11 protein-coding genes are annotated in these 13479 nt (G+C 66.7%); 3 read left to right on the top strand and 8 right to left on the bottom strand.

All coding sequences use genetic code 11. The annotated features are described in order from the left end of the window. Positions 1–16: 16 nt before the first annotated feature. From GH2_RS10810 to GH2_RS10775, 8 genes are all read right to left on the bottom strand, one after another. Entirely contained in the window at positions 17–1561 is a 1545-nt protein-coding gene (locus GH2_RS10810; protein WP_066167182.1) for an MFS transporter, read from the bottom strand. 214 nt (positions 1562–1775) lie between these two features. Continuing rightward, positions 1776–2891, bottom strand: a complete 1116-nt coding sequence (locus tag GH2_RS10805; RefSeq protein ID WP_066167416.1) for a resuscitation-promoting factor — start codon at positions 2889–2891, stop codon at positions 1776–1778. 75 nt (positions 2892–2966) lie between these two features. Further along, positions 2967–3788, bottom strand: coding sequence for a TatD family hydrolase (locus tag GH2_RS10800; RefSeq protein WP_066167414.1), 822 nt, complete (start codon positions 3786–3788; stop codon positions 2967–2969). Between the two features lie 178 nt (positions 3789–3966). Then, positions 3967–4656, bottom strand: coding sequence for a hypothetical protein (locus GH2_RS10795; RefSeq protein WP_066167179.1), 690 nt, complete (start codon positions 4654–4656; stop codon positions 3967–3969). After that, the gene (locus GH2_RS10790; RefSeq protein WP_066167177.1) at positions 4653–5339 is read right to left on the bottom strand and encodes a hypothetical protein; all 687 of its coding nucleotides are present in this window, start codon (positions 5337–5339) and stop codon (positions 4653–4655) included. Before GH2_RS10790 ends, GH2_RS10795 begins: the two co-directional genes overlap by 4 nt. Continuing rightward, positions 5336–6247: an ABC transporter ATP-binding protein gene (locus GH2_RS10785; protein ID WP_244885365.1), complete on the bottom strand. Its 912-nt coding sequence runs from the start codon at positions 6245–6247 to the stop codon at positions 5336–5338. Before GH2_RS10785 ends, GH2_RS10790 begins: the two co-directional genes overlap by 4 nt. After that, entirely contained in the window at positions 6237–7376 is a 1140-nt protein-coding gene (locus GH2_RS10780; protein ID WP_244885364.1) for a FecCD family ABC transporter permease, read from the bottom strand. The genes GH2_RS10785 and GH2_RS10780 overlap by 11 nt, the downstream gene beginning before the upstream one ends. Continuing rightward, the gene (locus GH2_RS10775; protein ID WP_204700981.1) at positions 7369–8535 is read right to left on the bottom strand and encodes an ABC transporter substrate-binding protein; all 1167 of its coding nucleotides are present in this window, start codon (positions 8533–8535) and stop codon (positions 7369–7371) included. Before GH2_RS10775 ends, GH2_RS10780 begins: the two co-directional genes overlap by 8 nt. Before the next feature lie 86 nt (positions 8536–8621). Here GH2_RS10775 and GH2_RS10770 point away from each other — a divergent pair, with 86 nt between their 5' ends. The 3 genes from GH2_RS10770 (at position 8622) to metG (ending at position 13477) form a co-directional block, all read left to right on the top strand. Continuing rightward, positions 8622–9353, top strand: a complete 732-nt coding sequence (locus GH2_RS10770) for a beta-phosphoglucomutase family hydrolase (protein ID WP_066167408.1) — start codon at positions 8622–8624, stop codon at positions 9351–9353. A gap of 108 nt (positions 9354–9461) precedes the next feature. Beyond that, positions 9462–11828 (top strand): glycoside hydrolase family 65 protein, encoded by a 2367-nt coding sequence (locus GH2_RS10765; protein ID WP_066167404.1) that lies wholly within the window; start codon positions 9462–9464, stop codon positions 11826–11828. A gap of 77 nt (positions 11829–11905) precedes the next feature. Continuing rightward, complete coding sequence (gene metG / locus GH2_RS10760; RefSeq protein ID WP_066167171.1) at positions 11906–13477, top strand: methionine--tRNA ligase; 1572 nt, start codon at positions 11906–11908, stop codon at positions 13475–13477. The last annotated feature ends 2 nt before the right edge of the window (positions 13478–13479 follow it).

The following is a 13479-nucleotide window of genomic DNA, read 5'->3' as shown; positions in this document are numbered from 1 at the left end:
GGTGAAGATGGACCGGTCAGGCCCGGAAGTCGTTCGTGCGCACGCTGGTGAGCGCGACCACCGCGGCGACGGCAGCGACTGCCGCCGCAACGATGAACATGGTGGTCAGTCCACTCCCATAGGCCGAGCGCGCGGCGTCGACCGCGGACTCGCCGAGTGGTGCGAGGCGATCGAACTCGGCCACATACGCCAGGGGGCGGGCCGGCTCGGGCAGCGCGGACGCGGCGTCGACCCGGCCGTGGATGAGTGCACCGAAGACGGCGATGCCTGCGGCGGTGCCGAGCGGGAAAGCGGTGTTCGCGACGCCGGTCGCCGTGCCTGCCAATCGGGCGGGCGCGACGGCCATCGCGATGTCCATGATGTGCGGCATCGAGAGTCCGGACCCGATTCCGATGAGTACCAGCGGTCCGATCAACGCGGTCCACGACGCGTCGGGGCCGGCCACGACGGCGGCCCAGATCAGACCTGCGGCGACCGTCGACATCGACAGGGCCAGGACCCTGGCGAGCGAGACGACGCGGGCCAGGGCGACCGACGGTCCAGCAGCGATGATCATCGGAATCGCGAGGAAGAGGAGCACCGCACCGGTCTGCACCGGACTGAGGCCGTTGGCGCCGGAGAACCAGAAGATGAGGAACGGGAAGACGCCGAAGCTGAACACCCGAATGGCGAAGCTGATGAAGATCACCGCGGAGAAGGTCGGGATCCGGAACAACGACAGGTCGACCATGGCATCGTCGCCCAGAGCTCGTTGCCGCCAGAACGCTGCCACTCCCACGATGACGGTCACCACAGCACAGAGCAGCACCCGCGGCGACGTCCAACCGTGGTCGGGACCCGACAGAAGTGCGAAGTTGGCGGCGAAGAAGAGCGTGGTGATCAGCACCGTCGACACCGGGTCCACACGGCTGCTGCCGACGGTCTTGTCGGCCAGATTCATCGTCGCCAGCGTCGCAATGATGACGCCGACGCCGATCGGCAGGTTGATCGCGAAGATCCAGCGCCACCCGCCCAGTTCCACGAGCAGTCCGCCCACCAACGGGCCGAGCGCTACGGCACCGGCGCCGCACGCCATGAAGACGCCGACCGCGCGGACGCGTCCGGCGGAGTCGTCGCCGTAGGCGTCCGACAGCAGCGCGAGGCAGGTGCCGAAAACGAGAGCGGCGCCGATCCCCTGCACTCCTCGCCCTCCGATCAGGATCGCGTCCGTCGGGGCGAGCGCGCACAGCAGGGAGCCGACCGCGAAGATCACGTGACCGACGAGGAAGATCCGACGCCTGCCCAGTCGATCGGAGGCCGCGCCGACGGTGAGCAGCAGCGCGGCGAAAGCGAGTACGTAGGCATTGATGATCCACTGCGCCGCTTCGAGTCCGGAACCGAAGTCGGCGGCGATGTCGGGGAGAGCGACATTCACAATGCTGATGTCGAGGGTCATCACGACCGCAGACAACCCGACCAGCGCAGTGACCCAACGTCTTTCACCCGACCGCGGATCTGCGCTGTGCGCGGCCTCCCCGGACTGCGACTGTGCCGTGGTGCGGCCTGAGTCCTCGAAAGTCATCACACCCCCTAATGCAAACGATTATCGTTATCAATTGGGTGTGACGATACACGGCGCCAGACATCTGGTCGACATGGCCCAGATCACGTGATCGATCACCGCGGGCGCGGCGGCAACTGCCACCACGCGCACAAAGCAGCTCGCGCGGGTTCGCGCGGATCATGATCCGTGCGAACCCGCGCGAGCAGGCGAGCGTAGTGAGGTTGACGAAGACTTACCGAAGCCCCAGCTTGGACGAGCAGGAAGGCCATGCGCCCCATCCCTGCGCCGCCTGGGTCTTCTTGGCGATGGCGATCTGCTCCTCGCGGGTAGCGAGGTCGGCACGCGGCGCGTATTCCTGGCCTCCCCAGCGGTCCCAGGTGTTCTGGTCGAACTGGACGCCGCCGTAGAAGCCGTTGCCACTGTTGATCGCCCAGTTTCCGGTGGCCTCACACTGAGCGAGCTGATCCCAGACACTGCCGAGGGCGACGAAGGGGGCGCCGGGCTTGGTGCCGACGCGGACGGTGGCCTCCGTGGGCTCGACGAGGACCTTCTCGCTGACCTTCTCCTTCTTGGTCACCTTGCCGTTGACGGTGGTGACGGAGTAGGTGACTTCAGCCTTGCCGGGGGTGCCCTTCTCTTCGACGACCTTGCGTCCCTTGGTCAGCGTGTCGTCGTCGACCGTCTTCTCAGGCGGCTTGACCGCCTCGGTGACGGTCTTGTCTTCGGTCACGATGCGGGTGACCTTGATCTTCATGTCCTTGGTGACCGGCGTGTCGGCGGCGGGGGTCACCTTGTCGGTGGCCGTCAGCGGCTTGCCGGTGCGCTCGAGGAGGTCACGAACAGTCTTGGCTGCGACCGTGGGCGTGGACTTGGTGCCGCCGTCGTCGAGCTTGACCCGCTTGGGCGAGGTGACGTCGACGTCGGAGCCGTCCACGGGAAGCGTGCGACTCAGCGGCTGCGTGACGGCGCTGGACTCCATGCCGCGCTCCGCGAGCACCTGTTCGACGGTGGAGGCATTGGTGGTGATGTTGATCGGCTTGCCGTCGACGACGAGCTGCACCTTCTTGAGCCGGTCGACGGTGATGACCTGATTGTCCTTGGGAGCGCTGGACAGGTCCACGCTGATCTTGTCGCCGGCTTCCGGGGTGATGCCGTTGTCGCGGAGCACGCTCTCGACCGAGAAGGCCATGGTGCTGACCGTCTGCGTCTGGCCGTCGACCGCGAGCGTCACTTCCTTGTGCATGACCGCGCCGGTGGTCGCTCCTGCGGCGACGGTGGCGAGGACGGCGCCGAGTGCTACTCGAGCGCGCATGGACGTGGACGCGTTAATACGTTTAAGAACAGACATCATTTCCTGCCGGGGTCGGGTACAGCCATCCGCGTCGGCAGCACGGATCACGATACGATAACGGTTCGGGGATCGTTACCGCAACGGAACCGAATAAAGCTTGCGCGCGTTACCTCCCAAGGTTTCAGCCATCTGCTCCTCCGAGACTCCTCGAAGTTCGGCGAGCGCGCGCGCCGTGTAGGGCAGGCAATACGACTGATTCGGCTGGCCACGGTAGGGATGCGGAGTCAGGAACGGTGCATCGGTCTCCACCAGAATCAGCTCGTCGGGAGTCAGCAGTGCGGCCTCACGAAGTTCGACGGAGTTGGTGAAGGTCACAGTCCCGGAGAAGCTCAACACGTACCCGAGGTCGACACATTCACGCGCAATCGCGGGCGTTCCGGAGAAGCAGTGCATGATCACCGTCTCCGGCGCGCCCTCGGCGGCGAGCACGTCCAGCAGATCCCGATCCGCCTCGCGATTGTGGATCATCAACGGCTTGCCCGACCGCTTCGCCAAGTCGATGTGCCACGCGAAGGCGTCGCGCTGCACGGCGGGATCAGCGCAGTCGTCCGACCGGGTGGTCCAGTAATAGTCCAGGCCGGTCTCCCCGACTGCGACGACGCGCGGATCGGCGACCATCTCCGTCAATTCGGCACGCGCCGCATCGTCCAGATCGGCGGCATGGGTGGGGTGCAGTCCCACCGCGGCGAACGCGCGGGAGTCCCAATGGGCGGCGGCGACGGCCCAGCGGGCGTCGACCATGTCGTCGGCGACGGTCACGACCTGTTCCACACCGACGGCCTCGGCGCGGTCGAGGATCACGCGGACGTCTTCTTCGGCGCGACCTCCGCACGCCGCGAGGTGCGTGTGGGCATCGACGAGCCCCGGTAGCGGCGTCGGATCGGGCGGCGGCATGCGCCGCTTGCGCTTGCGGATCTCTTTGGCCGTGAGGTCCGTGGCGGTGGTCTCCGTCGTTTCGTCCTGATCGGTCACAGGTCCACCTTGCCCGACACCACTGCGATTGCCGAACCGCCCACCCAGATGCGGTCGCCGTCGTCGACCATCCCTCGTGTGCCTTCGGCGGGTGAGGCGGTCATCCCGCGTGCACGGTGTCCGCTGGTTCGGTGAGCCCGGCGTCGGAGCGATCAACCGATCGCCGGTCCCGCGGCGCAACCGACCATCGGAGGAGGCCGTAGAGCATGCGCGTGGCACCGGGCATGAAGCCCGACCCATGGTGATAGACCGGGTCCATCGTGGTCACGAGCAGCCTGGCCGGCTGGTTGACCTCGTCCACGAGGACCACGGCCCCCTGCTCGCGGCCGTCCTCCTCGACCACCACCAGTGACTTGGTCCCCGCCGACGGGTGAAGCAGCCCGTGATTGTGCCAGTTCAGCGCGCCGAGATCGAAATAGTCCCAGAACGGGTCCTCGGGCAGACGCCCTCGAGTCCCGGTGTCCTCTCCGGTGCGCCACTTCCAGAACACCGGCCTGCGAAAAGTGAAGCCGAGGCCGGGCAGCCAGTCCTGCACATCGTTCTGGCCGAGCACGATGAGCGTCTTCGACGAGTCCTGCACGATCCGGTCGGTCATGGTCTCGAGCTTCATTCGTTGCACCGGGGGCAGCCGATCCGAGACCACGACCACGTCGTAGTCGACAATCTTCTCCGGATCGGCGTCCGGGAGGTAGACGCCGTCCACGCCGTACGCGAGCACGGCAAGATCCTGCAGTGTCGTCAGAGCGGGGTACGTCCCGCAGTGCACCAGGCAGATGCGAGGAAGGCTCATCGCGCGACTCCTTGAAGATCGGGTGTGGTCGTCGAATTCGTGGAACCGCTGAGCCAGGCAGCGATATTGGGACCAAACGCGCCAGTGCTGTATCGCGGGTCTGCGTACTTGTCCAGATCCCGTCCCGCGTGCACGATCACTTCGCCCAGCCCGATCCGATAGCTGTAGTCCAGAGGCAGGCGGAGCGGGCCGATACCGGTGATCACCTGTGCGTCCGGAGGCAGATTGACGTGATATCCCCGCCCGTAGAAGCCGGCGACGCCGATCGAGGTCAGCGTCTGGTAGTCGTGCACCCCGGGTCGCCCGGTCCTATAGTGCAGGTCCTGGTGATCGACCCCGTCCCACAGCGGGTGCGCAGTAACCAGATGGGGTTGCAGGTCGCCGGCGGTGCTGTAGTTCAGTTTGGACCACGTCGCGAGTCCGTCGATGAACGGCAGGACGACCTGACCGTTGACGAGGACGCGACCTCCGTCACGGACGAACGAGGTCAACGTCGCACGGTGTTTCGCCAAGTGCACATGATCAGCGCTGGAGGCGATCAGCAACCCGTCCGCCGAAAGGATGCGCGACTGCGCCGCATCTGAGTCGAGATCGTAGACGCTGGCCGATGTGATGTCGTCCATCCATGGCGCGTGATCGAGTATGGGCGGCTCGACCCGTCCGTCGAGTCGGTAAACCGTCATCGTCCCTCCCTGTCAGTTGTGTTCGTCGTCAGTACTTGATCGTCTTCGTTGCGCGGGGCGATGTGCGACACCAGCGGCGCCCCATCGAGATCCGGCACCGTGATCCATCGCGTACCGGAGGGCGTCGACAGTGCGTGCACGTCGATCGGCAACCGATACACGGCGCTGAGCGTGCTCGCTGTCAACAGCGACGTGGTCGCGCCCCACTGCGCGTCGTGCTCGCCGAAGAGCAACAGCGTGTTGCGTGAACAGTGCAGCGCGTGATCGGGATGGTGGGTCGTCATGACCACTGCCATTCCCAGATCTGCCAGTTCACCGAGAACGTGGAGAACCCGAGCCTGGTTGTGCAGGTCCAGTGCAGACGCGGGCTCGTCGAGGATCAGCAGTCGGGCCTCGGACGCCACGGCGCGCGCGATGAGCACGAGTTGTCGCTGTCCTCCCGACAGCGCGGCATAGGACCGGCCCGCCAACCGCGCGATGCCGACTCGCTTCATCGCGGCGCGCGCGGCCTCGCGATCGGCGTCGCCGGGAGACCGGAATGCGCCCAACATCCGGGTACGCCCCATGAGCACCATGTCCTCGACCAGGTACGACGACGTTGCGCCGTGGTCCTGCGGAACGTAACTGCTCGGAACATCGACGGTGATGGAACCCGCCACCGGCTTCAGGATGCCCGCGAGGTTCTTGAGCAGGGTCGTCTTCCCTCGCGCGTTGGGCCCGAGGATCGAGAGGATCTCCCCCTCACGCACAGTGAATGCGAGGTCGCGGAAGAGCCAGGGCATCCGTGCGCCGTAGCGGAATCCAAGCCCGTCGACGCGCAGCACGGGTGTCCCGCAGTCCGCCGCGGGTGACGGCGCCGCCTGCGTCGGGCCGCCGAGCGACTGAGCTTCGTCGACATCACAGTCCACTGAGCGTCCCCTTTCGGATCGCGATGATGAGCAGTCCAACGAACACGGGCGCTCCGATGATGGCGGTGAGCACGCCGAGTGGTAGTTCACTGCTGGTCAGCGTTCGGCTCAACGTGTCGATCACCGTCAAATAGGCTCCGCCCAGCAGGATCGACACCGGAAGCAGCACACGATGGTCAGTCCCGACCCACAGTCGCGCCAGATGAGGTACGACCAACCCCACCCAGCTCACCGCACCGGCGACGGCGACCGTTCCGGCCGTCATCAGCGCAATCGCGCCGAGAAGGAGCGGGCGCGCACGGCGCGGGTCCACGCCGAGCGCTGTGGCGTCGTCGTCGCCCAGCGACAGCACGTTGATCCGCCATCGCATTCCGAGAATGACAGTCGCACCCAGTGCGACCGGGATCAGCGCGGTGATCACCTTGCCGTAGTCGGCGGACGCCAGCGACCCGAGCAGCCAGTGCACGATCGAGGGTAGTTCGGAGTACGGATCCGCCACATAGGTGATGAACGAGACGCAGGCATTGAAGAACGCCGCGATGACGATGCCGCCCAGGACGATCATCAACACCGCGCCCGTCCGGGCCAATCGTGCCAGCGCCAGCACCATGGCCAGCGCCACCAGGCCGAATCCGAATGCGCCGCCGACGAGCAGCGCACTGGACAGTCCGAGCATCAGCGCCAGGACCCCGCCGAGCGAGGCGCCCGCCGTCACGCCGATGATGTCGGGGCTGACGAGTGGATTGCGAAACAACGCCTGGAGGCAGGCGCCACCGAGGGAGAGTGCGCCGCCCACGAGGAGCCCGAGAATCACACGCGGCAGTCGTACCTGCAGCACGATGGAGGCTTCGGCGTCAGTCCACGTCCTGCGCACCGGCGAATCGTCGATGAACGGGAGCAACGCGAGAAACCTATCGGCGCAGATCCGAAGGATCTCGTTCGGTGGCACCCAGGATCGGCCGATCGTCAACGCGGCCACCGCCACCATCAGCACGATGACGACGCAGACCGCCACCGGATGCACTCGCCACCGTCGCGACGTGGCCACCTCGAGCCCTGCTGGATCGGCAGCGTCGTCGCCGACGTCCAGGGCAGCACCGACCCGGACGGCAGCGGCGGATTCACGCACGGAACACCGCGTAGTCGGCGCTCGGGCCATTGAGGTCGACGCGCAGGATCCGATCGATCTGCTCGCTCGACACCTGGTAGTTGTACAGCTGCTTCAACCGCGCAGCCGTCTCGGCCCGCAGATCACCGAGATCCAGATCAGGGTGCAGAATCTTCGTCGCCCATCGCCACATCAGTGGAGACTCGGCGCACGGCACCTCCCACCGGTAGGCGCCGATCGGCGCCTTGTAGACCCGCTTGTTCCGGATGGCGCTGATCGACGCCAACGCCGGGTCTCCGTACACCTCGTGCGGTGTCCGCTCGTCGAAGCCGCCCAAGGTGATCACTTCCGGATCCCACTCGATGAGCTGTTCGGCACTGACGGTGCTGTCGGCGCCGACCAGGTCCGCGGCGACGTTCTCGCCGCCGGCGAGCGTGATCCAGTAGTGCTCGTAGGTGGTCGAATTCCTGGCAGCGTAGCCCTCGCCCGACTGCTTCAGGTGCAACGTCCGCACCGTCTTGTCCTGGCCCCGGGTCTTCTCCCGCAAGGATGCCTCCTCGGCATGCATCCACTCGAGGATCTCGCGACTGCGGTCCGGCTTGTCCAGGACCTCACCGAAGATCGAGATCCACGCTTCGAGATCGGCTTGCGTGCCGTAAACCAGCCCGAGAACCGGATATCCGGCGGCTTCGATCGGGTCGATCAAGTCGTCGCCCCGATCGGACCATTGAAAGACGACGTCCGGATCGAGTTTCACGATCGTCTCGACATTCGGCACGAAACTCGAGGGCGCGATCACCGTCGAGTTCGCGGATTCGGGGAACATCTCCTCGAAAATGCCTTGTCGGTTCGAGGCTTTCGTGGACTCGTTGATTCCGACGATCCGGTCGTAGCCGCCGTCCACGGCCGCAATCATCGCAGGTGCCGGAATGACTGCCGTCGCGATCCGCTCGACGGGCCCCGAGAGCTGCGCCTCGATGCCGCGCATGTCGGTCACGGCGATTTGCTTGCCGGCCCCTCCACCGCCACCGTCCACCGTCTCCCGCGACGAGCATGCGCCGAGTGCCAGGGCCATCACGCCCAGTCCGGCACCGCGGAGGAGCGAACGGCGACTGATGCTCGCGGCCCCGGGAGCGCTCAGATCGAGGGACGGTTGCCTGCGCTCAGACTTAGAAATCACCGAGTTAGGCTAGCATCACCTGACTTGCTGGGAGCAACACATTGGTTGTGAAGCCCCAGCAGCAATCGCCGGGTAGCGTCGTGGTCGTGCTGGGACTTCCTGATGTCATCACCGTCGCCCTCTTCGACCTCGACGGCGTGCTGACCGATACCGCCTCGGTGCATCGCACCGCGTGGACCGACACCTTCAACGCCTTTCTGACGCAGCGCGCGGGCGGGGCGATCGCCGATCGCACCGACGAACTGCGCCCGTTCACCGATCAGGACTACTTCGACTTCGTGGACGGCCGCCCCCGCATGGACGGCGTCCGATCGTTCCTGGACTCCCGCGGACTGCAGGTGGCCGACGACGCGGCGACCGCGATCGCCGCCGCGAAGAACGACGCCTTCCTCGCCGCCCTGGACCGTGACGGCGTCGTCGCCTATCCCGGTTCCGTGCGCTATCTGCACGCCGCTCGCGATGCGGGCCTCCGGATCGCCGTCGTGACGAGCTCCCGCAACGGCGCTCAAGTCCTCGACGCCGCCGGGCTGACCGAGTTCGTCGAGCATCGGGTCGACGGCAACACGATCGTCGACGAGCACCTGGCAGGCAAACCCGCCCCCGACTCCTTCTTGCGGGGCGCACAGTTGATGGGCGTCGACGCCGCGGCGGCGTGCGTCTTCGAAGACGCGATCTCCGGTGTCCAGGCGGGCGCCGCCGGGCGGTTCGGGTATGTCGTCGGAGTCGATCGTGTCGGCGGCGGCCAGTCGGACGCGATGACGTCGGCCGGTGCCTCTATCGTCGTCACTGATCTCGACGAGCTGCTCGCCGAGAACTGACCTGTCCCAGTCAAAGCCGAGAAGGATCTCCTTGTGATCGAGCCGACCACCAGCGAGCTGGCCCACACCACCCACGGCGACACGTCGAGCCATACCGATCCGGTGAACGTGCCCCACCACGGCGTGCATCCGGTCGAGGGATTCGACGTCAGTCCGTGGCAGCTGCGGTGGCGCGGCCTCGACGTGGACATGATCGGTCGGACTGAGACGCTGTTCGCCCTCTCGAACGGGCACATCGGGCTGCGCGGATCCTTCGAGGAGGGCGAGCCCGTCGACCAGCCCGGCACCTACCTCAGCGGCTTCTACGAGCTGCGGGATCTGCCCTACGCGGAGAGCGGTTACGGCTACCCCGAGTCGGGGCAGACCGTCGTCAACGTGACCGACGGCAAGATCATCCGGCTGTTGGTGGAAGACGAGCCGATGGACCTGCGGTACGGCCGGACCGTCGAGCACGAGCGGGTCCTCGACTTCCGGACCGGCACACTGCGCCGCAGCACCCTGTGGACCTCCCCGACCGGCCGCACCGTGCGGATCCGATCCGAGCGGCTGGTGTCGTTCACCAAGCGCACCATCGGCGCCATTCGCTACGAGGTGGAGCCGATCGGCGAGGACATGAAGCTGGTCCTCCAGTCGGACCTGCTGGCCAATGAGCCGATCGGCGGCGTCTCGGCGGCCGCCGATCCGCGAATGGCGGCGTCGTTGGAGCAGCCGCTGGTGGGCGATCTCGCCGACTGCGAAGACCTCTCCGCCGTCCTGGTCCACCACACCCGACGGTCGGAGCTCGCCGTCGCCGCGGGCATGGATCACGAGCTGGAGCTTCCCGGTTCGGCAGACACCGCGATCCGCGCCGAAGGCGACCTCGCGCGCCTGACCGTCGCCGCGACCGTCCCCCAGGGCAGCAAGCTGGTCCTCACCAAATACATGGGCTACGGCTGGTCGGCGCGCCGCTCGGTGCCCGCGCTGCGCGCACAGGTGGAGGCTGCGCTCGCGATGGCCCGCGAAACGGGGTGGGAGGCATTGAAGCAGGAGCAGGCCGACTACCTGGACGAGTTCTGGCTGGACGCCGACATCGAGCTCGACGGCGACCCGGAGCTGCAGCAGGCGGTCCGGTTCGCCCTGTTCCACGTGCTGCAGGCCGGCGCGCGCGGACAGTCCCGCGCCATCCCGGCGAAGGGCCTCACCGGCCCCGGCTACGACGGCCACACTTTCTGGGACACGGAGAGCTTCGTCCTGCCGATGCTCACCTACACGGTCCCGGCCGCTGCGGGCGAGGAGCTCCGCTGGCGGCACATGACCCTCGACAAGGCGCGTGAACGCGCCGCCGAACTCGGTCAGGACGGGGCCATGTTCCCGTGGCGTTCCATCAACGGCGACGAGTGCTCGGGCTACTGGCCCGCAGGAACTGCCGGCATCCACGTGTCCGCCGACATCGCCAATGCGACCGCCCGCTACATCCGCGCGACCGGCGACGAAGCCTTCGAAGTGGAGTGCGGCGTGGAGCTGCTCGTCGAGATCGCCCGCTTCTTCTCCGCCTTCGGTCATCACGATTCCAGCGGCAAGTTCCGCATCGACGGCATCACCGGACCCGACGAGTACACCGCGATCGTCAACAACAATGTGTTCACCAACCTCGCTGTTCAGCAGGCGCTGCGCGACGCCGTCGCCGCCTGCTCCCGCCAGCCCGCGGTGGCTCGCAGTCTCGGCGTGCACGACGACGACCTGACGCGCTGGACGCGCTGCGCCGATGACATGACGGTCCCCTACGACGACGACCTCGGCGTGCACCAGCAGTCCGAGTCGTTCACGAAGCTCGACCGCTGGGACTTCGATCGCTCCCGCGGCCGCTACCCGCTGCTGCTGAACTACCCGTACTTCGACCTGTACCGCAAGCAGGTGGTGAAGCAGGCCGATCTCGTCTTCGCGATGTACCTGTTCGGCGATCGGTTCTCGCCGGAGCAGAAGCTCGCGAACTTCGACTACTACTATCCGATCACGGTGCGCGACTCGTCGCTCTCGGCCTGCTGCGAGGCGGTGACCGCCGCGGAGGTCGGGTACCTGGACCTCTCGTACGACCTGATGAGCGAATCGGTCTTCACCGACCTGCACGACCTCCACAACAACGTCTCGTCCGGTCTGCACATCGCGGCGCTGGCAGGTGCGTGGACCGACTGCGTCGCCGGATTCGGCGGCATGCGCGATTTCGACGGACAGATCACGTTCGCACCGCGACTCCCCTCGCGACTGAATTACATGTCGTTCCGCATGGTGATCCGTGAGTCGCGGATCGTCGTCGCCATCGACTCGCAGCAGGCCACCTACCGCCTGCTGTCGGGACCGACCGTCGACCTCGCGCACCACGGCGAACAGTTCGTCCTCGGCGACGACCCCGTCATCCGCGACATCCCGCCGGTGGAATCACGTGACGCCCCCGAGGCCCCTCCCGGCTGCGAACCGTACCGGCGTCCGGGACGCTAGCCGCCGTTCGGCGTGACCAGCGACGGAGGGAGGGTCGCGCGGTCTGATCCCTCCCGCGCACGTACAATCGCCGTATTATGCCGAGCGAGTCCTTTGGCGCGTCGTCGCCCTTCTACATCACCACCGCCATCGCGTACCCGAACGGCGCCCCGCACATCGGGCACGCCTACGAGTTCATCTCGGCGGATGTGCTGGCCCGGTTCAAATCCCTCGACGGATTCGACGTCCGGTTCCAGTCGGGCACCGATGAGCACGGGCAGAAGATGCAGCAGACGGCCGAGCGGGACGGCGTCTCGACGGCTGAGTTGGCGAAGACCAACTCCGACCGCTTCGAGGCGCTGCACGCCGCCCTCGGCACGGATCTGAGCCGCTTCATCCGCACCACCGACGCCGACCACCACCGGGCGTCGGAGGAGATCTGGAAGCGGATGGAGGCCGCGGGCGACATCTATCTCGACTCGTACGCCGGCTGGTACGACGTCCGCGACGAGGCGTTCTTCAGCGAGGACGAGACGACCGTCGCCGACGACGGTCAGCGCGTCGCGACCGAGAACGGCCACGTCCTGACCTGGACCGAAGAGCAGACCTACTTCTTCCGTCTCTCCCAGTACCAGGACCGACTGCTGGCCCTCTACGACGAGCACCCCGAGTTCATCGGCCCGGATGTGCGGCGCAACGAGGTCCGCGCCTTCGTCGCGGGCGGACTCAACGACCTCTCGATCTCGCGAACGACCTTCGACTGGGGCGTCCCGGTCCCGGGCGCACCCGATCACGTGATGTACGTGTGGGTCGATGCACTGACCAACTACCTGACCGGCGTCGGCTTCCCCGACGACGGGACGATGCTGGACCGGTTCTGGCCCGCCGATCTGCACATCATCGGCAAGGACATCATCCGCTTCCACTGCGTGTACTGGCCCGCGTTCCTGATGAGCGCAGGCATCGACGTCCCCCAGCGGGTCTTCGCGCACGGCTTCCTGTTCAATCGCGGCGAGAAGATGAGCAAGTCGGTCGGCAACGTCGTCGATCCGCACGAGTTGGTGGCGCAGTTCGGGCTGGACGCGGTCCGCTACTTCTTCCTCCGCGAGGTCTCGTACGGACAGGACGGCTCGTACTCCGCGGAGGCGATCGTCTCCCGCAACAATGCCGACCTCGCCAACGAGTACGGCAACCTGGCACAGCGCACGCTGAGCATGATCGGCAAGTACTTCGAGTCGCAAGTGCCGCAGCCCGGCGACCTCACCACCGAGGACTCGGCTCTGCTCGCCGCCGCCGACGCGCTGCTACCGAAAGTCCGCGACCTGTTCGACCGTCAGGCCATCCACCTCGGCATCGAAGCGATGTGGTCGGTCCTCGCCGACACCAACCGGTACATCTCCGCACAGGAACCGTGGAAGCTCGCCAAGACCGACCTCGACCGCACCGGCACCGTTCTCTACGTGTGCGCCGAGGTGGTCCGCGTCGTCACTCTGCTCGCGCAGCCGGTGATGCCGACCTCCACGTCGACGCTGCTCGATCTGCTCGCCATCGACGCCGACGAGCAGGCCCGCCGGTTCACCGCCGTCACCGACCGGCTGTCGCCGGGGACCGCACTGCCGAAGCCGACGCCGGTGTTCCCGCGTCAGGAAATGCCCACCGTCGACGCATGACC

Origin of the sequence: Gordonia hydrophobica NBRC 16057 (genome assembly GCF_001592365.1) — a bacterium.
GTDB classification, from domain to species: Bacteria; Actinomycetota; Actinomycetes; order Mycobacteriales; family Mycobacteriaceae; genus Gordonia; species Gordonia hydrophobica.
This window is presented reverse-complemented; position numbering and strand designations above follow the sequence as displayed.

Excerpts from the sequence above, each read along its gene's own strand:
- GH2_RS10810 (WP_066167182.1), bottom strand. The coding sequence starts at position 1,561 with ATGACTTTCGAGGACTCAGGCCGCACCACGGCACAGTCGCAGTCCGGG.
- GH2_RS10805 (WP_066167416.1), bottom strand. The coding sequence starts at position 2,891 with ATGTCTGTTCTTAAACGTATTAACGCGTCCACGTCCATGCGCGCTCGA.
- GH2_RS10800 (WP_066167414.1), bottom strand. The coding sequence starts at position 3,788 with ATGCCGCCGCCCGATCCGACGCCGCTACCGGGGCTCGTCGATGCCCAC.
- GH2_RS10795 (WP_066167179.1), bottom strand. The coding sequence starts at position 4,656 with ATGAGCCTTCCTCGCATCTGCCTGGTGCACTGCGGGACGTACCCCGCT.
- GH2_RS10790 (WP_066167177.1), bottom strand. The coding sequence starts at position 5,339 with ATGACGGTTTACCGACTCGACGGACGGGTCGAGCCGCCCATACTCGAT.
- metG (WP_066167171.1), top strand. The coding sequence starts at position 11,906 with ATGCCGAGCGAGTCCTTTGGCGCGTCGTCGCCCTTCTACATCACCACC.